Below are 18952 nucleotides of genomic sequence, written 5' to 3'. Positions count from 1 at the left end.
CTTACGTCGCCCTACCGGCGGACGCGGGATCGGTCAGTCGATCCGACAGCTGGGCGGTGAGTTCGTGCGCATACTCCAGTTGCCGCTCGAGCTTCTCGCACGCCAGTCGTGCGCGCTGCCGGAACTCCGCGACCTCCTCGAGTGCCGCCCGCCGGTCCGCCGGCGCCGCGTCGGAGTCGTCGAGGACACTCTCGGCGTGCAGGAGTGCGCGCATGTCGTCGAGGGTGAAACCGAGAGGCTTCATCCGCCGGATCACGAACAGCCGATCGATGTCGGCCCGGGTGTACAGCCGGAAGCCCCCGGCCGAGCGGGCGGACGGGACGACCAGACCGACCTCGTCGTAGTGGCGGATCGTCTTGATGGACAACCCGGTTTCGGTTGCCACCGCGCCGATCTGCAGGTGCTCGGCGGTGTCGGTCCCGTCGTCGGTCACGACCTGTCCTCTCTGCCCGGTCAGCCCACGCCGCCGAGCTGCCCGCTGAGACGTCGATGACGTTCGGCGCTGTGGTCGTCGAGGCCGACGATGGTGGCCGTCTTGCCCTTGGCTGCGTACTTGGTGGTGACGGCATCGAGCGTAGCGACCGTCGACGCGTCCCAGATGTGTGCGCCGCTCATGTCGATGACGACGTCGTCCGGGTCGCCGACGTAGTCGAACTGGTACACGAGGTCGTTGCTGGACGCGAAGAACAACTCGCCCAGCACCGCGTAGACGCGGGTTCCGGGTTCGGGATCGGCGACATCGACCACCTCCGTGAAGTGGGCGACCCGGCGCGCGAACAGGACCATCGCCGTCAGGACGCCCACGATCACCCCGTACGCGAGATTGTGGGTGGCCACGGTGACGACGACGGTCGCGAGCATCACGGCCGTCTCGCTCTTCGGCATGCGCCGCAACGTCTTCGGGTTGACGCTGTGCCAATCCATGGTGCCGACCGACACCATGATCATGACGGCGACGAGCGCGGCCATCGGGATCAGCGCGACGATGTCACCCAGCCCGACGACCAGGATGAGCAGGAAGAGTCCGGCCAGAAACGTCGAGATGCGGGTGCGGGCCCGGGACTCCTTGACGTTGATCATGGTCTGGCCGATCATCGCGCACCCGCCCATGCCGCCGAAGAGACCGGTCACGATGTTGGCGATGCCCTGACCGGTGGCTTCACGCGTCTTGTCGGAGTGGGTGTCCGTGAGGTCGTCGACGAGCTTGGCGGTCATCAGCGATTCGAGGAGGCCGACGAGTGCCATGGTGAAGGCGTAGGGAGCGATGACCGTCAACGTGTCCCAGGTCCACGGAACGTCGGGGATGAACAGGCTGGGCAGACTGTCGGGCAGGTCGCCCTCGTCGCCGACGTCGGGGACGGAGAACCCGACCGCGAGTGTGACCGCGGTGAGCAGCACGATCGCGACGAGTGGTGATGGGATCGCCGTGGTGAGCCGCGGCAGACCGACGATGATCGCGAGCCCCGCCGCGACGAGGGGATAGACCAGCCACGGCACCCCCAGCAGGTGGGGGAGTTGAGCCGTGAAGATGAGGATGGCCAGTGCGTTGACGAATCCGACCATCACGCTGCGCGGGATGAACCGCATCAGACGGGCGACACCCACTGCGCCGAGGACGATCTGGATGACCCCGGCGAGGAGCACCGCGGCGATCAGGTGATCCAGGCCGTGACTGGCGACCAGGGGCGCCACCACCAGCGCCACCGCCCCGGTGGCGGCGGAGATCATTGCCGGACGGCCGCCGACGATGGCGATCGTCACCGCCATCGTGAACGAGGCGAACAGGCCCACTCGCGGGTCGACCCCGGCGATGATCGAGAACGAGATGGCCTCGGGGATGAGCGCGAGAGCGACCACGAGACCGGCGAGGACCTCGGTACGCAGGCGCCGCGGGGAGCGCAGGGTCGCCAGCACCGACTGTTGTCGGGCAGGAGTCAGCACCTCGGCCGTCATCGGCGTCTCGACTTTCGTGAGGTAACGGAAACGTCTGTCGCGGAAGGGGTCACCCACCCTCGCGGGCGTCGGGCGATTCCGACGGCCGACGCCGCCCCGCAGGACGTGCCAACTCTACCCTCACGGGAGGGTAGAGATGCAAATGCGGGTGCGCGGATGGGCGTCACGCCACATAACTCCAGGCGCGCAACAACACGCCCCCTGCGCGATGCGCAAGGGGCGTGTCGACGATGCGGGATCAGAGAATCGTGAGCATCTCGTTGTAGGTCGGCAGCGGCCACAGATCGTCGGCGACGATGGACTCGAGGGTGTCGGCGACCTCGCGGACCGCGGCCATGGCCGGGACCAGTTTCTCCAGCGCGTACTTCGACTCCTCGAAGGTGGACTCGCCGTGCATGCCGGCGATACCGGCATCGAGGGCCGTCAACCCGTCGTGCAACGTGCTGATCAGTCCGGTCAGTTCCTCGAGCAGCGGTGTGGGAGCCTCGATTCCGGCCATCTTGAGCGACGCCGCGGTCCCGGCGAGCTCACCCTGGTACCGGATCGCGGCCGGCATGATCATCGTCTTGGCGATCTCCGCGGTCTCCTTGGCCTCGACGAGGAGGGTGAGCGCGTAGTACTCGAAGATGACGTCCTCGCGGGCCTCGAGCTCGCGGGCCGACAGCACGCCGTACTTCTCGAAGATCTCGACGACCTCCGGCGAGGTGTACTCCGTCACCGCGTCGACCGTCGTCCGCAGGTTCTTCAGTCCGCGGGCGGCGGCCTCTTCCTGCCATTCGTCGGAGTAGCCGTTGCCGTTGAAGATGACCGAGCCGTGGGCATTGACGATCTCCTGCAACACCTTCTGGACGGCGTCCGCGAGTTCGAGACCGTCGGCGAGGAGCTTCTCGAGGTCCGAGGCGATGAAGTCGATGGAGTCGGCGAGGATCGTGTTGATGGCGACCATGGGATCGGAGATCGACTGATTGGAACCCGGTGCGCGGTATTCGAACCGGTTGCCGGTGAACGCGAAGGGGCTGGTGCGGTTGCGATCTCCCGGATCGGCTTTGAGGGGCGGCAGGGTGTCGACCCCGAGTTCGATGACCCCCGCGGCCTTGGAACCGGTGGCGCCGCCCTTGGCGATCTGCTCGAAGACGTCCATCAGCTGGTCGCCGAGGAAGATCGAGATTATCGCCGGCGGAGCCTCATTGGCGCCGAGACGATGATCGTTCGACGCCGAGGCGACCGCCGCGCGGAGGAGCCCGCCGTAGAGGTGTACCGAGCGGATGATCGCGCCGCAGAAGGTCAGGAACTGCATGTTCTCGTGCGGGGTGTCGCCGGGATTGAGCAGGTTGCCCTGATTGGCGTTGCCGAGCGAGAAGTTGACGTGCTTTCCCGAGCCGTTGACGCCGGAGAACGGCTTCTCGTGCAGCAGGCATTTCATGCCGTACTTCTCGGCGACGGCCTTCATCGTGGTCATCATCAGCTGCTGATGGTCGTGGGCGAGGACCGACCGCTCGAAGACCGGTGCGATCTCGAACTGGCCGGGCGCGACCTCGTTGTGCCGGGTCTTCGCCGGGATCCCCTGCTTGAACAGCTCGCGGTCGAGTTCGATCATGAACGACAGCACTCGTTCCGGGATGGCACCGAAGTAGTGGTCGTCGAACTCCTGGCCCTTCGACGGCGGTGCGCCGAACAGGGTTCGGTTGCAGGTCATGAGATCTGGTCGCGCATAGAAGAAGTGCTCGTCGATCAGGAAGTACTCCTGCTCGGCGCCGGCGTAGGAGACGACGGTGTCGACGTCGTCGTGGCCGAAGAGGCGGAGCAACCGCATGGCCTGCTTGCTCATGGCCTGTTGGCTGCGCAGGAGCGGGGTCTTCTTGTCGAGGGCCTCGCCGGTCCACGAGATGAAGATCGTCGGGATGCAGAGGGTGTTGCCGTTCGGGTTCTCCAGGATGTACGCCGGGCTGGTGACGTCCCAGCCCGTGTAACCGCGGGCTTCGAAGGTGCCGCGCAGACCGCCGTTGGGGAAGCTCGACGCGTCGGGCTCGCCCTGCAGCAGCGTCTTGCCCGCGAACTCGGCGAGCGATGCACCGGTGGAGTCGGGTTCGAGGAACGAGTCGTGTTTCTCGGCCGTGAAACCGGTGAGCGGGTAGAAGACGTGGGCGTAGTGGGTGGCGCCCTTCTCGATGGCCCAGTCCTTCATGGCCACCGCGACGTAATCGGCGAGGGTGGGGTCGAGCGCGCAGCCGGTGTCGACGGTTGCGGCGACCGCCTTGAAGACGTGCTTGGGCAGCCGCTTCTTCATGACCGACAGGCTGAACACATTGCGCCCGAACGTGTCTGCGAGGGGTTCGGTGAACCCCGGCGCCGACACGTCGTAGGTCGTCACGGCCTCGATCGCCTGTCGGCGGGACATGCTGCCACTCATGGATACTCCTGGATGATCTGGGCCCCCCTGTGCGCGGGGGCGCACGACGACGTCGCTACGCCGTTTGTCGCAATTGCGAGCGCTTCGACGCTATGAGCTGGGTGTATGCGCCCGATTGCCCCTGTGTGACGCCGAGGAAAACTAGTGCCCCTCGGAACCGATCGGGGCAACGCCGTTTTCGAGAACCCGTGGCGCGACGGTCTACCGCAGCGTCGCGTTGTCGCCCATCACCGCGCCCTCGCGGCGCGGATCGGCGCCGCCGATCCAGCCGCCGCCGTGTCGCAGCAGTGCGCTGAGCCCGCTCGACTGTTCCTCGACCGACACCTCGGCTCCGCGTTCCCGGAGGCCGCGGACCAACGGATCGTGTGCGCCGTCGTCCGGGGTGTCGACGAGCGGGTGTTCGCCGCCGACGTTGGAGGTCGGGGTGTTGGCCGAGCCGAAGTCGATCATCGACACGGCCTGCTGGGGATCGAGGCCCCAGTCCAGCATCCCGACGATCGTCTTGACGACGAACTGGATGATCACTGACCCGCCGGGGGAACCCAGGGCCGCGACCACCTCGGCCGGCGCTCCGTCGGCGCCGGGCTGCAGAACGAGTGTGGGCGCCATCGACGAGCGCGGCCGCTTGCCCGGCGAGACCCGGTTGGCGAGCAGCGTCCCGTCGTCGTCGCGGGGTTCGGCGGAGAAGTCGGTCAACTCGTTGTTGAGTAGGAACCCGTCGACCATGTGGTAACTGCCGAAGGCGGATTCGATGGTCGTCGTCATCGTGGCGACGTTGCCGTACCGGTCGGCGACGGTGATGTGACTGGTTCCGTGTTCGGTGCCCGGGTGCGACCCCAGGGGCACCGGTCCGAGGTCACCCGCCGGCGCCTCGCCGAGCGAGGAGTCGGGTGAGATGAGCGCTGCCCGGGACCGCAGATAGGCCGGATCGAGGATGGTCGTGACCCCGCGCCCGGGCAGCGGGACGAAGTCCGGGTCGGCCACGTACTTGTCGCGATCGGCGTAGGCGAGGCGTTCGGCCTCGGTGACGAGGTGCACGGCGGCCGGGTCGGGACGCCCGCCGTCGGCGTCGAGATCGGACGGCGGCATCGACGGCAGATCGAAGTTCGCCAGGATGCCCAGCGCCGACGCGACGGCGATCCCGCCGGACGACGGTCCGGGCATGGCCACTATCTGTCGCCCCCGATAGGTGGTGACCACCGGCTTCCGGGCGATCGCACGGTAGTCGCGTAGATCCTGCTCGGTCATCAGGCTCGGTGTCATGCCGCCCGCGGTGCTGCCGGCCTCGGCGACGATGGCTCGGGCGAGCGGCCCCTCGTACATCGCGCCCGCGCCGTCGGCGGCGAGGGTGCCGAGCGTCTTGGCGTACGCGGGGTTGACGAGCCGGGCGCCGGCCGGCTTCGCGGCGCCGTCACTCGCGAGGAAGTAGGAGCGGGCCTCGTCGTCGGCGCCGAGGTCGGCCGCCGACGCGGCGATCGCGGTCGCCAACCGCGGGCTGATGTCGAACCCGTTGTCGGCCAATTCGATCGCCGGATCGAACAGATCTCGCCACGGTTGTCCGCCGAAGTCGGCATGGACCATCTCGAGCATGCGCAGCACGCCCGGCACGCCGATGGACCGTCCCGAGGCGCGGGCACTCGGCACGGGTGGGGTGGGATCGTCGGGGGCGATCCGGGTCAGGTAGGTCTCGGTGGCCGCCGCCGGCGCCGTCTCGCGACCGTCGAATGCCCGCACGCTCTTCGACCCCGCGTCGTAGTAGAGCGCGAAGGCGCCTCCGCCGATCCCGGAGGACTGCGGCTCGACGAGTCCCAGCACCATCTGCGCGGTGACCAGGGCGTCGGCGGCCGTCCCGCCGTCGCGCAGCACCTCGCAGGCCGCGCGGGTCGCGACCGGATTGGCGGTTGCCGCTGCGTAGGTGTCGGTGACGACCGGTCTCATCCCCGTTCGGAAGCCGGACGCGACTTCCGGTCTGGTGGCGATGTCGGTGGGTGCGGCCGTCATCGTCTGGGCGTCGATCATCTCCCCGTTGGGGATCTCGGCGCAGGTGACCGGACTCGCCTCCGGCCCGGCTGGATCCGAGCCGCAGGCAGTCGCGAGGAGGGCGGTGGCCGTCGCGACGACGAGGACACGTACCACTCGAGAGACTCCGGACCCGGCCGTCATCGGCCAAGCGTACTGACCGCGGGGCCGTTCGCGACGCGAACTGGGTCGAATGTTCAGGACAGCGGCCGTGACCGCATAGGGTCGAGGCGGAGGGCCGCACCGACATGGTCGGCCGGACGAGACGAACGGGGAGAATCGTGGGAGTGGTACGGCATCAGGCGAAGATCGACAGGCCGCGCGAGCGGGTCTTCGACTACATCGACGGTTACCAGAACGTCCCGGAGTACCTGCTCGGGGTCACCCGGTTCGAGCCGACGACGGAGAAGACCAGCGGACTCGGCGCGAAGTTCGCGGTCTCGATGGACGTCGGGCCGAAGACACTGAAGTCGGTGGTCGAGTGCACCGAGTACGTCGAGAACGAGCTCATCGAGTTGAAGGCCGTCGAGGGTTTCGACGCGAACACGACGTGGCGGTTCGCCGACGCGGACGGTGGATCGGGCACCGAACTCGACGTCGAGATCAACTACAACCTCCCCGGCGGTATGGCGGGCAAACTCCTCGGCAAGGTCGTGGGACCGTTCGCCGCTCAGGCGGTGCGGCACACAGAAGCGACGATCAGGAAGAAGATCGACTAGGAGCCGGATTTCGGCTCGGGCTCGGCCGACCGCCGTTCGCGCGCCGGGCCGGGTTCCGGTATCCGGTTGGGCAGGTGCCGCGAGAACAGCAACGCCAGCACGAGCAGGCCGAAGACGACGAACAGCGACTGCTGCAGGGCCGCGATCTGCGAATCCGAATAGGCCTGTGACACCGCCTGTGCGGACTCCTCCGAGCCGCCCGCGTCGAGGACGAGGGTGCGCGCCTCGTCGGCGGAGATGATCGGCACTCCCTGCTCGTCGACGGCGGCGATGATGCGTTGTTGGTCGGTGGGGGAGAGGTTCTCGGCGTCGTCGACCGCCGACACGAAGCCCGACGACAGCATGAGCAGGAAGACCGATCCCGCGACCGCGGTGCCGAACGACGACCCCAGGTTCTGGAAGGTGCCCTGCAGGCCGCCGACCTCCGAGGTGTCCTTCTCCTCGACAGCGGACATGTTGACGTTGCCGAGTTGTGAAGCGAGCAGACCGAAGCCGGCACCGACCACGAACATGCCCGCGGCGAAGGCGGCGTTGCGCAGATCGATTCCCACCGAGGCGATGACGAGAAGCGTCCCCAGCGCCATCGTGATCTGTCCGCCGCGGGCGATGAACCGTGCGGAACGCCGTGCGGTGAGCCAGGATCCGAGGATCGAGAACAGGACGAGCCCGACCGAGAGCGGCAGGATCTTCACCCCGGTCTGCAGTGCATCGCGTCCGAGCATCGTCTGCAGGTACACGGGAACCACGAAGAACAGGGCGGCGATCGCGAAGTACTGGGCGAGGAAACCGCCGAGTCCGCTTCGGAGAGCAGCGATGCGGAAGAGTTCGACACGCAGCAGCGGTTGGCGGCCGGACGTCGCCAGGGTGCGCTGCCGCAGGACGAACAACCAGAGCACGACGACCCCGGCGAGCAACAGGTATGCCACGGGGGAGACGCCCAGCGGGGCGATCTCGTCCCCGCCGAGCTCCGGCGGATGCTGCGGCTTCAGCCAACCCCACGTCTTCGACTGCAGGACGCCGTAGACGATCAGCGACAGGCCGCCGGCGGATGCCACGACGCTGAGGGGGTCGATGCGTACCTCCGGGTCGCGGGGTACGTCACGAATCAGCTTGGCCGCGAACAGGACCGCCACCATGACGACGGTCTCGGCGACGAACACGTAGCGCCACGACAGGTATGTGGTCATCACGCCACCGAGCAGCGGGCCGACGGCGGCGGCCAGCCCGGTGACCGCGCCCAGGATCGAGAATGCGGTGACCCGGGCCTTGCCCGTGTAGTTGATGGCGGCCAGCGATGCGATCGCGGGGATGACGAGCACCGCGCCCAGCCCCTCGACGAGTGACCAGCCGATGAGCAGGACGGTCAGGTTGGGACTCAGCGCTGTGGTCAGCGAGCCGATGCCGTAGATGACCGCACCGATCTTGAATGCTCTTGCGCGCCCCATCAAGTCGCCGAGCTTGCCTCCGGTCAGCATGAAGGCGGCCATCGTCAGCGCGTAGAAGGTGATCGCGGCCTGCATGCCGGTGATCGAGGTCCCGAGGTCGTCGGCCACGACCGAGATGGACACGTTCATCACGGTGCTGTCGAGCACCATCACGAACTGTGAGACGGCCAGGATGATGATCACAGACCAAGAGCGCATCGTCAGTCTCCTCAGATGTGGTGAGCGCTCTGATCTTTACAGGTTCGGCGGTTTACTGCGCGGGATTGAGCATCGGTACGAGGAACTGGCGCGCCACCGTGGCGAGCTGCGCGTCGTCGGTGATGTCGACGACGCGGCTGGGCACGGTGAGGAACGACGCGGAGATGCGGACCATCATCTCGGCCACGAGATCGACGTCGAGTTCGTCGGAGATGTTGCCCGCCAGCTGTTCCCGGCGCAGCTGGGCGGCGACGAAGTGCTGGACCGTCGCGAGCAGCATGCCGTCGCCGCCGATCATCGATTCGATCAGCATGCTGGGCTCGGCGTCGCTGATCTCACCGATCAGCGGGTTGCCGGAGATCGCCCGCAGCGAACCGACGAACCCGACCACGACGCGGTCGGCCACGGTGTCGGCGCGGGGGATCTCCGCGCGGAACCGGTCGAAGTACCGACGGAACTCGCGGAGCACCACCTGGTCGACCAGGGCGTCCTTGGTGGCGAACTTGCGATACAGGGTGACTCTCGTGACGCCGGCGCTCTTCGCCACCTTCTCCATCGGCGTCCGTTGCACGCCCAGCCGGCAGAAGAGTTCGAAGGCCGCGTCGAGCAGACGTTCGGCGGTGGGATCGGCGGCCTCGTCGGATTGAGCCGCGGATTCGAGAAACGCCCGCTGGAGAAGCGAGCTGGACAGCGAAGCGCCGGACGGCTGCGTGGTCACTCGCCTCACCCCCTTCCTCACATCATGACCGCATGAGCTTCCATGATCGCAAAATTCGCGAAAGAGGTGTGTTCTGGACCACGCGGTGGTAACAATGATACAAGGATACGTTGTTTGTCACATTGATACATGGAAGTGATGGGACGGGGTCATGGAAGATCTGAACAGGCGGAACCTGATACGCGCGGGCGGTGTCGTCGGCGCAGCCGGTGCGGTCGCGGCGCTCTCGCAGACGACGCCGTGGACGTGGTCGCCGGCGAACTCGGTGCCCGGCCGCGGTCGCGGCGCGGACCCGCGGCAGCTGTGGGACGACGAGGCCGACCCGGTGATCGCCAAGGTCATCGACAGCGGGCAGGTGCGCAACGTCAATCGCCTGCTGCGCACGTGGCATCGTAACTCGCAGCCGCTGCCCGCCGGGCTGCCCTCGGAACTGCGCGACTTCATGGAGCACGCTCGTCAGCTGCCCGCGTGGGCCGACCAGGCCAAGCTGGCCGACGCGGTCCGATTCAACCAGAAGCGCGGAACCTACCTCGGCGTCCTGTACGGCTTCGCCAGCGGCATGATGAGCACCGTCATCCCGCGCGAGGCCCGGTCGGTCTACTACTCCAAGGGCGGATGGGACCTCAAGGACCGCATCACCAAGACCGCGAAGCTCGGATACGACATCGGATCGCTCAACGCCTATCAGCCCGGCGGCGAGATGATCGTGACCTGCGTGAAGACCCGTATGGCGCATGCCGGCGTGCGCCACCTCCTGCCGCAGTCCCCGCACTGGGTGCACGGCGCGACGGAGAAGAAGCCGATCAGTCAGGCCGACATCATGGTCACCTGGCACAGCCTGCCGACGACCGTCATGCGCAACTTCGACAAGTGGAACGTCCCGATCGCGGCCGACGAATCCGCCGGATTCCTGCATTCGTGGCAGATCACCGCTCGCCTGCTGGGCGTCCAGGACGAGTACATCCCCGCCTCCTGGGCCGCCGCCGACTCGCAGGCGCAGCAGGTCCTCGACCCGATCCTGGCGCCGACCCCCGAGGGTCGCAAGCTCGCCGACATGCTGCTCGACCTCGGCATGAACCTCGACCTCTCGCTGATCTCGCGCGGCGTCCTGGGGGCGCTCACGCGATTCGTGCTCGGTGACAAGGTCGCCAACTGGTATCAGATCCCGCGGGAGCCCGTGTGGAGCCCGCTGCTCGAGACGGCGTGGGGTCCGTACGTACAGATCCGCGAGGGTCTGCTCAATGTCGGCATGCCGCGTGAGGCCTACTGGCTGTTCGACGAGTTCCTCCGCCAGTTCGTGCTGTTCTACATGTCCGAACTGCGGATGCCGATCAACATCGAGATCCCGGTGATCAACAACCCGAAGTACAACTAGCCCACCTGGTGGTATGTCTCAGAATCAGGCGGCTAGTCTCCGGCGTTCGATCGGCGCCTGGCTGCGTTGTCGTCGGTCGAGATAGCGATGCTATCCCTCCCTCCTCCGCCTTGCCAGACACCGATCGCTCCGCCGGATACTGGCCACCTACTCCTGAGACACACCACTAGTCGGCGGACTCCTTCTCAGCCCCCGCCGACTCACCGACTTCCACCGCCCGGTCCTGCTTCTTCTTGTTCCGCTTCGGCAACAGGGGGAGGCGGGGCCGGGCGGTGAGCCATTTGCTGAACGGTAGGCGTAGGAGGACGTCGACGAGCGCCAGCGAGGCCGTCAGTACCAGCACGACCAAGATGATCGAGCGCAGGATCGCCGAATGCGGGAACCAGTCGAAGAGGCCGCTGAGGAATCCGACGCGTCCGAGGACGTCCAGGATCAGTGGGTGTACCGCGAAGACCCCGAAAGCGCGCAGGGTCGCCTGGGACACCAGTTTTCCGCCGGCAGGCCGGCCGGCGGCGCGTCGGTCATCCCAGACGAGGCCGATCAGCCAGAGCAGGACGAAGCCGCCGATGAACCAGGGGAGCGACACCGGGTTCCAGGCCGTGTTGGCCTTCCACGGCACATTCCCCGGCGATGTCGCCAGCAGGTATCCGGCAACGGTGAAGGCCGCGCAGCCCGCCGCGACCAGGACGACCGTCGCCATGTGGTCGCGGAGCCAACGGTCCACCGCCTCGCGATGCTGCGCGGCCAGCACGCCCATGGTGATGAAGAGCGCGTACATCGGCAGCGTCTTCCACAGGTGCTGGTAGGCGACGTCCCAGACGTGACCGGAGGGTCGGGGGAGGTACTGGTAGACGACGAACACCAGGAGTTGGATCGCGGTCCCGCCGGCCAGCAACAGCCATGGGTGATTGCGGCCGCGTTCGAAGACCCACGCGATCAGTGGGAAGAACAGGTAGATCTGCATCGAGATCAGCAGGAAGTACAACTGGTACTTGCCCTCGCCCACGAGCAGGTCGTGCCCGAGCCGGGGCAGCATCTCACTGATCGGCGGGAACGGATTGTCGGCGATGATGATGTGGTCGGTGATCGTGTAGATCAGCGTCCATGCCAGGTAGGGCCCGACGACGAGCCCGAAACGACGCCGCCAGAACTGCCACGGCGACATCTCCCGACCCTGCATGCTCAGCACGAGGACGTAGAGGGTCACCGCCACGAAGCCGTATCGCGTCAGGTGGCACAGGGTGCCGACGAGATTCGCGCCCCTGATCTCGTCGGCACCGCCGTTGATGGCGTTGATGCTGTGCGCGACGACCACGAAGGTGAACAGGACGACCCGGACGAAGTCGGCGGTGTGCGCGCGACCGCGGGGCTTGGTCGTGGGCGAGGGAGGGGCCGACTCGGCGGGACGGGGTGCCACGGAGTCCGCAGACCCTTTCGCGCTGGTCGTGGTCTCGTCGTCGGCGGTGGGTGCCGACCCTGATGCCGCGTGCACCAACGAAAAGACCTCCCCGGGTGAAACGGTAGAACGTATGCGGTAGGCAGTGTACGGACACAGGCTGGCAGGAACCTCAACGCCGGGGTGTCCTCAGTGGTGACGATCACAGCCGGAAATGTCCGGTTCGCGTCGGGGTCGATCGTACCGGTCCTCGCATTCCGACGCCGGGCGTCACACATCGTCGTGGGTGTTCCCGGCGACGGGGGCGAACTACACGATCTTCACCATCTGAGGTGTGTGGTGTGGCCGGGTGAGGTCGCTCGCGTAGACTCCCGCTGTCGGGGAGCCGCGCCACCGTGGGCTCTTCGCGGTCCGCCTTCGTAGCTCAGGGGATAGAGCAACCCTCTCCTAAAGGGTAGGTCGTAGGTTCGAATCCTACCGAGGGCACCAGTCTGGCCGTTCCACTGCGCGAGTGCCGTCTCGCGGGGTTTCGGCCTACGAACTCACGCCGGATTTCGCGAACCGCCGACGGTAGACGAGTGGCGAGACGCCGACACTCGCGGCGAAATGGTGTCGCAGCAGCGTCGCCGACGTGAAGCCGACCTGGCGTGCCACCTCGTCGACGCTGGCGGTGGTCGTCTCGAGCAGGTTCTTCGCCGACAGCACTCGCTGTTCGGTCAGCCAGCGGCGAGGCGAGATGCCGACCTCGTCGACGAAGCGACGCGCAAAGGTACGTCCGGACATGTGCATCCGGGACGCCATGTCGTCGATGCTGATGTCGCGGTCGAGGTTGGCCGTCATCCAGGCCAGAAGCGATCCGAAGCCCTCGTCGGTGCACGCCGGCATCGGGGCCTCGACGAACTGGCGTTGTCCGCCGTCGCGGTGCGGTGGCACGACCATGCGCCGCGCGATGCGGTTGGCGACGGCCGGTCCCCAGGATTCGCGGACCAGGTGCAGCGAGGCGTCGATCCCGGCGGCTGTGCCGGCGCTCGTGGTCACGGGTCCGTCGTCGACGAAGAGGACGTCGGTGTCGACCTGCGCCTGGGGGAACATGCGCGCGAGATGGTCGCCGTAGCGCCAGTGGGTGGTGCACCGACGGCCGTCGAGGAGTCCGGCCGCGCCGGCGACGAACGCGCCCGAGCAGACGGTGAGGACACGTCCGCCGTTGTCGACGACCGCACGGATGGTGTCCAGGATCTCGACGGGGTAGTCACCGCTGATGCTTCCGCCGGGGATGACGACGAGATCGACGTCGCGGCACTCGTCCAGGGTGTGCGACACCTGGATCGACACCCCGTTGCCGACGGCCAGCGCGGTTTCGGGATCCGGCGTGGCGACCCGGAAGTCGAAGGCGGGGACGTCGTCGTCGGTGCGGTCGAGGCCGAACACCTCGTGCACGACGCCGAACTCGAAGAGCGCGACGTGTCCGTACAGGAGGACACCAACCGAATGCAGCACCTGACCAGTATGGCAGATAATTTGCGAACATTGACTGAACTGCCACTGGTGGCCGAAATGATGTGGGCGGAGGATTACTGCCATGACACTCCTCTTCGTTCTCGCCCTTGTCGTGGTCGCCTCGGTCGCCGGTGCAGCCGGCCTACTGAGTCTCACCGCGCGACGTACCCCCGTCGGCCAGCGGACGCCGGGCCAGCGGATTGCCGACTGGTTCACCCGGAATCCGCGGCGCCCCTACGGTCCCGACACTGAGCGAGTGGCAGCAGAACTGAGCATCCTCACCCGCCGGTACGACAAGCTCATCTGACCCGTCGGCCGCTGCGCTACCGTTGCGGTCGTGAGTTCACAGACAGTCCTCGTGACCGGCGCGACCAGTGGCATCGGGGCCGAGGTCGCCCGCCAGTTCGTCGCGAGGGGACACCGGGTCTACGGCACCACCCGCAATCCGGATTCCGTACGCAACCCGATCCAGGGCGTCACCTACGTCCGGCTCGACAACGCCGACTACGAATCCGCCGAGTCCTGCGCGGCCCTCGTCGGCGACGTGGACATCCTGATCAACAACGCCGGCGAGTCCCAGGCCGGTGCGCTCGAGGACACCTCGATGGCGGCCGTCGAGGATCTGTTCCGGGTCAACGTCTTCGGGCCGATCGCGCTGACCAAAGCGGTGTTGCCCGGCATGCGTCTCCGGCGCCGGGGCACGGTCGTGATGGTCGGGTCGATGTTGTCCAGCTTCCCGGTCGCCTTCCGGTCCAATTACGCCGCGACCAAGTCGGCGTTGAAGGCTTTCGCGCTCGCGTCGCGACGCGAGTTGGCGCCGTACGGGATACGGATGATCAGTGTCGAACCCGGCACGATCGCCACCGGCATCGGTGATCGCCGCAGCATTCACATCGGCGACGACTCGCCCTATCGCGCCGAGTACGAGACGCTCGCCGCCGCCACCCGGCGCAACGAGGACGCGGGCATCAGTGCGGCGAGCATGGCCACCCAGATCGTCGACGCCGCGCTGGCCGAGCATCCGAAGCCGTTCTACGCCAAGGGCAATCAGGCGGGGGTGGTCTTCCTGCTCCGGCGTCTCGCGCCGCGACAGCTGATCCTGGACATGACCGCGCGCAAGCACGGACTCCCGAAGGTGAAGATCTGACCGTGCGACTCACCTTGCGAGTCATCGGGATCGGGCCCGGCGGACCGCGTCAGATCACGCTGCAGGCGATCGACGCGATGGCCGACGTCGATGCCTTCCTCGCGCTGGAGAAGGGCACGGCGAAGAGCGGCCTCCTCGACGCACGCCGCGCCATCCTCGACGAGTATGCGCGCGAGGGGCATTCGCTGGTGGAGATCCCCGATCCGCCACGCGACCGGGAACCGGCCGACTACGACGCCGAGGTCCGGCGCTGGCACGCCGCGCGCGCCGAGCTGATCGCCGGCGCACTGCGCGACGAGGTCGGCGACGGGGGAGTGGCCGCGTTCCTCGTCTGGGGCGACCCCGCCCTCTACGACAGCACGCTGCGGATCGTCGACGATCTCGCCGCCCGCGACGACCTCGAACTCGCTGTCGAGGTCATCCCCGGCGTGACCAGCGCGAGCGCGCTCACGGCGGCCCACTGCATCGTCGCCAATCGCGTCGGCGAACCGATCCACACGACCACGGGCCGACGCCTCGCGGAGACGCCCGCGGGCGCCGACGCGAATCAGATCGTGATGCTCGACGCCGACCTCACCTTCCGGCACACCGCCGACCCGGAGGATCACATCTGGTGGGGCGCCTACGTCGGCACCGAGGACGAGATCCTGATCAGCGGCAAGGTCGGTGAGGTGACGGACCGGATCGTCGAAGCTCGCGCCGAGGCCCGGGACCGGATCGGCTGGATCATGGACATCTATCTGCTGCGCAAGACTCGCCGCTAGCTGGACCCTTCGTGACGCGCCCTCCGCAAGCTCCGGGCGCTCCTCAGGGAGCAGGGGCAGGGCGTTCTTTCGAATTAGGAGCGGGGTGGTGTCACAGGTGCTCTCGCGCCACGAGTTCCACCGTCACGTGCATCGCGATGGAACTCACCGCGAGCAAGGCGATCAGCACGAACATCTGCATCGCCGCGGCCGCCCACACCGACGCCCCGCCGAGGACCATGCCGACGAACGCGCCGGGGATCGTGACGAGTCCCACCGACTTCGTCTGATCGAGGCCAGGGACGAGCGCGGTCGCCGAGGGCGGGCCGGCGATCTCCATCCGAGCGTCCCGCGGGTCGAAGCCGAGCGACAGCGCGGCTTCCACCTCGCCGCGACGGACCGACAGCTCGTCATGCGCCCGGCGTCCGGCGAGCGAGGCGGTGACCATCGCGCCGCCGAGCATGATGCCGGCGGTGGGGATCACGGCGATGCCGCGAGCGGGAAGCACACCGACTGCCACCAGAGCGGTCACGATCGCGATCGTCGGCGCCGCCACCGGCCCGGCACACCACGCGGTTCCCGCCAGGCGGGGACCCCCCGGTCGCACGCGTCGGGCCGAGGTCCAGGACGCGGCGGTCGCCATCACCGCGACGAACAGCGCCGAGGCCCACAGGTGGGGGATGACGGCGGCGAGCACGGCAGCCAGCGCCGCGAGTTGCGCGCCGGCCCGGAGCGTGGCGACGACGGTCTCCCGGGCCAATCCGCTCCGACGGTTCACCAGCACGGCGACCACGGCCAGCAGTACGACGGCCACCACCAGTGCGGGCCCGATGCGCACCACCGCGTCGCCGATGCCGTTCACCGGTTCAGTTCACCAGATCTGACGCAGCGCGCCGAGCATCTCCTCGCGGATCTCGCTGCGGCAGATGACGAAGTCCGGCATGTACGGATGCCGGTTGTTGTACACGATCTCCGACCCGTCGAGGCGACTGCAGTGCAGTCCGGCCGCCAGCGCGACCCCCACCGGCGCCGCGTTGTCCCACTCGTACTGACCGCCGGCGTGGACATAGGCATCGGCATCGCCGCGGACGACGGCCATCGCCTTCGCGCCGGCCGAACCGACCGGCACCATCTGCAGACCCAGTCGGTTCGCCACGTAACTGGTCTCATACGAGCCGCCCCACCGGGAGGTGACGAGACGCCGGGTCAGTTCGCCGGTGGTCTCCGCGACGGTGTCGGAACGGAACAGTTCACCCGTCGCGGGCAGCGACACCGACGCCTCGGTGACGATCCCGCTCTCGGTCAGCGCGACGTGTACGGCCCAGTCCGGCGAGCCGCCGGCGAATTCCCTTGTGCCGTCCAGGGGGTCGATGATCCACACGCGCGACGCGGTGGCCCGGTCGCCGACGTCGGCGGCTTCCTCGGACAACACCGCATCGCGTGGCCGGTGTTTGCGGAGCACCGTCGAGATCCAAGCCTGCGCAAGCGCATCGCCCACATCGCCGAGCATCGCGCCGCCGAGCAGGTCGCCCGAACGGATTCCGAGGAGTACTTCGCCGGCTCCCTGCGCGATCCGGGCGGCCAGCTCGGCGTCGGAAAGTCGGGAGTTCATCCCACAACTAGAGCACACTGGTGGCATGCCTGAGCTCCCAGAGGTGGCCGCCATCGCCGACTACGTCGACGGCCGTGCGGCCGGACTCCCGATCCGCCGGGTCGACGTCGCGTCGTTGTCGGTGCTGAAGACCGCGGACCCGCCCTACACGGCGCTGATGGACCGGATCGTCGAATCCGTCGGCCGGGTGGGGAAGTACCTGGTCATCCGTACCATTCCCGGTTCGGCGGCCACTGCGTCAGAGCCGTTGCTGCAGCTGGTCATCCATCTGTCGCGGGCGGGCTGGGTGCGGTGGAGCGAGGACTTGTCGCCCAAACCCCTGCGGCCGGGCGGGAAGAGCCCGATCGCCCTGCGGGTGCACTGCGGCCTACCCGGCGAGGGGTTCGACGTCACCGAGGCCGGGACGCAGAAGCGACTCGCGGTGTGGCTGGTCCGCGACCTCGCCGACGTCGAACGGATCGCCGGTCTGGGACCCGACGCGCTCGAGCTGACGTCCGAACAGTTCGCCGAGATCCTCGCCGGCACCACCGGCCGGATCAAGAACGTGCTCACCGACCAGCACACCATCGCCGGGATCGGCAACGCCTACTCCGACGAGATCCTGCACACGGCACGCCTGTCGCCGTTCGCGTCGTCGAAAACACTGAAGGCCGACCAGGTCGCGACACTCTACGATGCCATGCGCGGCGTGCTCACCGACGCGACCGGGCGTCTGGAGGGGCAGGCCGTCGCGCGGCTGAAGTCCGAGAAGCGCACTGGTTTGCGCGTGCACGCCCGCACCGGCCTGCCGTGTCCGGTGTGCGGCGACATCGTCCGCGAGGTGTCGTTCGCGGACCGGTCCTTCCAGTACTGCGCCACGTGCCAGACGGGCGGGAAGGTGCTGGCGGACCGTCGGATGTCGCGGTTGCTGAAGTAGGTCGCGCCGGGCGACCGGGAAGGCAGAACTTACCGGCCGGTAGCCTGGTCCTCGTGACGACACGGCAGAGGATTCTCATCACGGGTGCGAGTTCGGGGCTCGGGGAAGGCATGGCCCGACGCTTCGCCGCCCAGGGACGTTCGCTCGCCCTCGCGGCGCGCCGCCGCGAGAAGCTGGATGCGCTGGCCGGCGAACTGCGGCCCACCGCCGCACAGGTCGAGGTCGCGACGCTCGACGTCACCGACGTGGACGCCGTCCCCGAGGTCTTCGGGAGGCTGGCCGACGGTCTGGGCGGTCTCGACCGGGTCATCGTCAACGCCGGACTCGGCAAGGGCGCACCCCTCGGCACCGGCAAGGCCGCCGCGAACATCGAGACCGTGCAGACCAATCTCGTCGGCGCGCTGGCTCAGGCCGAGGCGGCGCTGGAGATCTTCCGTGCGCAGAACGCCGGGCACCTCGTGCTGATCAGCTCCATCTCGGGTGTTCGCGGCATGCCCAAGGCGCAGGCCGCCTATTCGGCGTCGAAAGCCGGGCTGACGGCGCTGGGGCAGGGACTCCAGGCCGAGTTCGCGTCGTCGCCGATCACGGTGTCGGTGGTCGCGCCGGGCTACATCGAGACCGATATCAACCGGGGCGTGAAGACGTCCCTGATGGTCGAGACCGACAAGGGCGTCGACGCGCTGGTCAAGGCGATCGAGGCGGAGAAGGACTGGGCCCCGGTGCCCGCGTGGCCCTGGACACCCATCGCGGCCGCGCTGAAGTTCCTGCCGGCGTCGGTCAGCCGCCGACTGGTCTGACTTCTGT

At 67.8% G+C, this 18952-nt stretch carries 17 protein-coding genes and 1 tRNA gene; 8 read left to right on the top strand and 10 right to left on the bottom strand.

Going from position 1 to position 18952, the window contains the following annotated elements:
- Position 1: 1 nt before the first annotated feature.
- The 4 genes from ACFUEJ_RS03770 to ACFUEJ_RS03755 all read right to left on the bottom strand — a co-directional run bounded on the left by ACFUEJ_RS03770 (position 2) and on the right by ACFUEJ_RS03755 (position 6526).
- Positions 2–433 (bottom strand): MerR family transcriptional regulator, encoded by a 432-nt coding sequence (locus ACFUEJ_RS03770; RefSeq protein ID WP_068972453.1) that lies wholly within the window; start codon positions 431–433, stop codon positions 2–4.
- 20 nt (positions 434–453) lie between these two features.
- Positions 454–1953, bottom strand: coding sequence for a SulP family inorganic anion transporter (locus tag ACFUEJ_RS03765; RefSeq protein ID WP_068972461.1), 1500 nt, complete (start codon positions 1951–1953; stop codon positions 454–456).
- Positions 1954–2191: 238 nt separating this feature from the next.
- Positions 2192–4363, bottom strand: coding sequence for a glutamine synthetase III (locus ACFUEJ_RS03760; RefSeq protein WP_058251564.1), 2172 nt, complete (start codon positions 4361–4363; stop codon positions 2192–2194).
- Positions 4364–4564: 201 nt separating this feature from the next.
- Positions 4565–6526: a gamma-glutamyltransferase family protein gene (locus ACFUEJ_RS03755; protein ID WP_277242620.1), complete on the bottom strand. Its 1962-nt coding sequence runs from the start codon at positions 6524–6526 to the stop codon at positions 4565–4567.
- 137 nt (positions 6527–6663) lie between these two features.
- Between ACFUEJ_RS03755 and ACFUEJ_RS03750 the strand changes: the two genes are divergently transcribed.
- On the top strand, positions 6664–7101 hold the full coding sequence (locus ACFUEJ_RS03750) for an SRPBCC family protein (protein WP_269552545.1): 438 nt from the start codon (positions 6664–6666) through the stop codon (positions 7099–7101).
- Here the strand turns inward: ACFUEJ_RS03750 and ACFUEJ_RS03745 are convergent.
- A complete protein-coding gene (locus ACFUEJ_RS03745; RefSeq protein ID WP_388027652.1) occupies positions 7098–8744 on the bottom strand; it encodes an MFS transporter in 1647 nt (548 codons plus the stop codon). The two genes, ACFUEJ_RS03750 and ACFUEJ_RS03745, sit on opposite strands and share 4 nt — an antisense overlap.
- Positions 8745–8796: 52 nt before the next feature.
- A complete protein-coding gene (locus ACFUEJ_RS03740; protein ID WP_068972455.1) occupies positions 8797–9462 on the bottom strand; it encodes a TetR/AcrR family transcriptional regulator in 666 nt (221 codons plus the stop codon).
- A gap of 151 nt (positions 9463–9613) precedes the next feature.
- Here ACFUEJ_RS03740 and ACFUEJ_RS03735 point away from each other — a divergent pair, with 151 nt between their 5' ends.
- Complete coding sequence (locus tag ACFUEJ_RS03735) at positions 9614–10837, top strand: oxygenase MpaB family protein (protein ID WP_058251559.1); 1224 nt, start codon at positions 9614–9616, stop codon at positions 10835–10837.
- 166 nt (positions 10838–11003) lie between these two features.
- Here the strand turns inward: ACFUEJ_RS03735 and ACFUEJ_RS03730 are convergent, their stop codons facing one another.
- The gene (locus tag ACFUEJ_RS03730; protein ID WP_388027649.1) at positions 11004–12329 is read right to left on the bottom strand and encodes an acyltransferase; all 1326 of its coding nucleotides are present in this window, start codon (positions 12327–12329) and stop codon (positions 11004–11006) included.
- A 317-nt stretch (positions 12330–12646) separates the two neighbouring features.
- Here ACFUEJ_RS03730 and ACFUEJ_RS03725 point away from each other — a divergent pair.
- A tRNA-Arg gene (locus tag ACFUEJ_RS03725) sits at positions 12647–12722 on the top strand.
- Between the two features lie 45 nt (positions 12723–12767).
- On the opposite strand, the gene ACFUEJ_RS03720 is transcribed toward ACFUEJ_RS03725, so the two are convergent.
- A complete protein-coding gene (locus tag ACFUEJ_RS03720) occupies positions 12768–13730 on the bottom strand; it encodes a GlxA family transcriptional regulator (RefSeq protein WP_078113412.1) in 963 nt (320 codons plus the stop codon).
- Between the two features lie 82 nt (positions 13731–13812).
- Between ACFUEJ_RS03720 and ACFUEJ_RS03715 the strand changes: the two genes are divergently transcribed.
- From ACFUEJ_RS03715 to cobF, 3 genes are read left to right on the top strand one after another with little or no spacing between them, the layout of a single operon-like run.
- Positions 13813–14037 carry a hypothetical protein gene (locus ACFUEJ_RS03715; protein ID WP_078113410.1) on the top strand — a complete coding sequence of 75 codons (225 nt, stop codon included), beginning with the start codon at positions 13813–13815 and terminating at the stop codon, positions 14035–14037.
- Positions 14038–14067: 30 nt separating this feature from the next.
- Positions 14068–14877, top strand: coding sequence for an SDR family oxidoreductase (locus ACFUEJ_RS03710; protein ID WP_068972458.1), 810 nt, complete (start codon positions 14068–14070; stop codon positions 14875–14877).
- 2 nt (positions 14878–14879) lie between these two features.
- On the top strand, positions 14880–15641 hold the full coding sequence (gene cobF / locus ACFUEJ_RS03705; RefSeq protein WP_388027644.1) for a precorrin-6A synthase (deacetylating): 762 nt from the start codon (positions 14880–14882) through the stop codon (positions 15639–15641).
- A 91-nt stretch (positions 15642–15732) separates the two neighbouring features.
- On the opposite strand, the gene ACFUEJ_RS03700 is transcribed toward cobF, so the two are convergent.
- Both ACFUEJ_RS03700 and ACFUEJ_RS03695 read right to left on the bottom strand, forming a co-directional pair.
- Positions 15733–16482, bottom strand: a complete 750-nt coding sequence (locus ACFUEJ_RS03700) for an ABC transporter permease (RefSeq protein WP_388027642.1) — start codon at positions 16480–16482, stop codon at positions 15733–15735.
- A 9-nt stretch (positions 16483–16491) separates the two neighbouring features.
- Positions 16492–17232, bottom strand: a complete 741-nt coding sequence (locus tag ACFUEJ_RS03695) for a 3'(2'),5'-bisphosphate nucleotidase CysQ (RefSeq protein WP_078113407.1) — start codon at positions 17230–17232, stop codon at positions 16492–16494.
- Between the two features lie 25 nt (positions 17233–17257).
- Here ACFUEJ_RS03695 and ACFUEJ_RS03690 point away from each other — a divergent pair, with 25 nt between their 5' ends.
- Together ACFUEJ_RS03690 and ACFUEJ_RS03685 are read left to right on the top strand one after the other, a co-directional pair.
- The gene (locus ACFUEJ_RS03690; RefSeq protein ID WP_058251551.1) at positions 17258–18148 is read left to right on the top strand and encodes a DNA-formamidopyrimidine glycosylase family protein; all 891 of its coding nucleotides are present in this window, start codon (positions 17258–17260) and stop codon (positions 18146–18148) included.
- Positions 18149–18201: 53 nt separating this feature from the next.
- On the top strand, positions 18202–18945 hold the full coding sequence (locus ACFUEJ_RS03685; protein WP_058251550.1) for an SDR family oxidoreductase: 744 nt from the start codon (positions 18202–18204) through the stop codon (positions 18943–18945).
- The last annotated feature ends 7 nt before the right edge of the window (positions 18946–18952 follow it).

The organism is Gordonia sp. NPDC057258 (assembly GCF_042668985.1).
GTDB lineage: Bacteria > Actinomycetota > Actinomycetes > Mycobacteriales > Mycobacteriaceae > Gordonia > Gordonia hongkongensis.
This window is presented reverse-complemented; position numbering and strand designations above follow the sequence as displayed.

Excerpts from the sequence above, each read along its gene's own strand:
- ACFUEJ_RS03765 (WP_068972461.1), bottom strand. The coding sequence starts at position 1,953 with ATGACGGCCGAGGTGCTGACTCCTGCCCGACAACAGTCGGTGCTGGCG.
- ACFUEJ_RS03760 (WP_058251564.1), bottom strand. The coding sequence starts at position 4,363 with ATGAGTGGCAGCATGTCCCGCCGACAGGCGATCGAGGCCGTGACGACC.
- ACFUEJ_RS03755 (WP_277242620.1), bottom strand. The coding sequence starts at position 6,526 with ATGACGGCCGGGTCCGGAGTCTCTCGAGTGGTACGTGTCCTCGTCGTC.
- ACFUEJ_RS03745 (WP_388027652.1), bottom strand. The coding sequence starts at position 8,744 with ATGCGCTCTTGGTCTGTGATCATCATCCTGGCCGTCTCACAGTTCGTG.
- ACFUEJ_RS03735 (WP_058251559.1), top strand. The coding sequence starts at position 9,614 with ATGGAAGATCTGAACAGGCGGAACCTGATACGCGCGGGCGGTGTCGTC.
- ACFUEJ_RS03715 (WP_078113410.1), top strand. The coding sequence starts at position 13,813 with ATGACACTCCTCTTCGTTCTCGCCCTTGTCGTGGTCGCCTCGGTCGCC.
- ACFUEJ_RS03695 (WP_078113407.1), bottom strand. The coding sequence starts at position 17,232 with ATGAACTCCCGACTTTCCGACGCCGAGCTGGCCGCCCGGATCGCGCAG.
- ACFUEJ_RS03690 (WP_058251551.1), top strand. The coding sequence starts at position 17,258 with ATGCCTGAGCTCCCAGAGGTGGCCGCCATCGCCGACTACGTCGACGGC.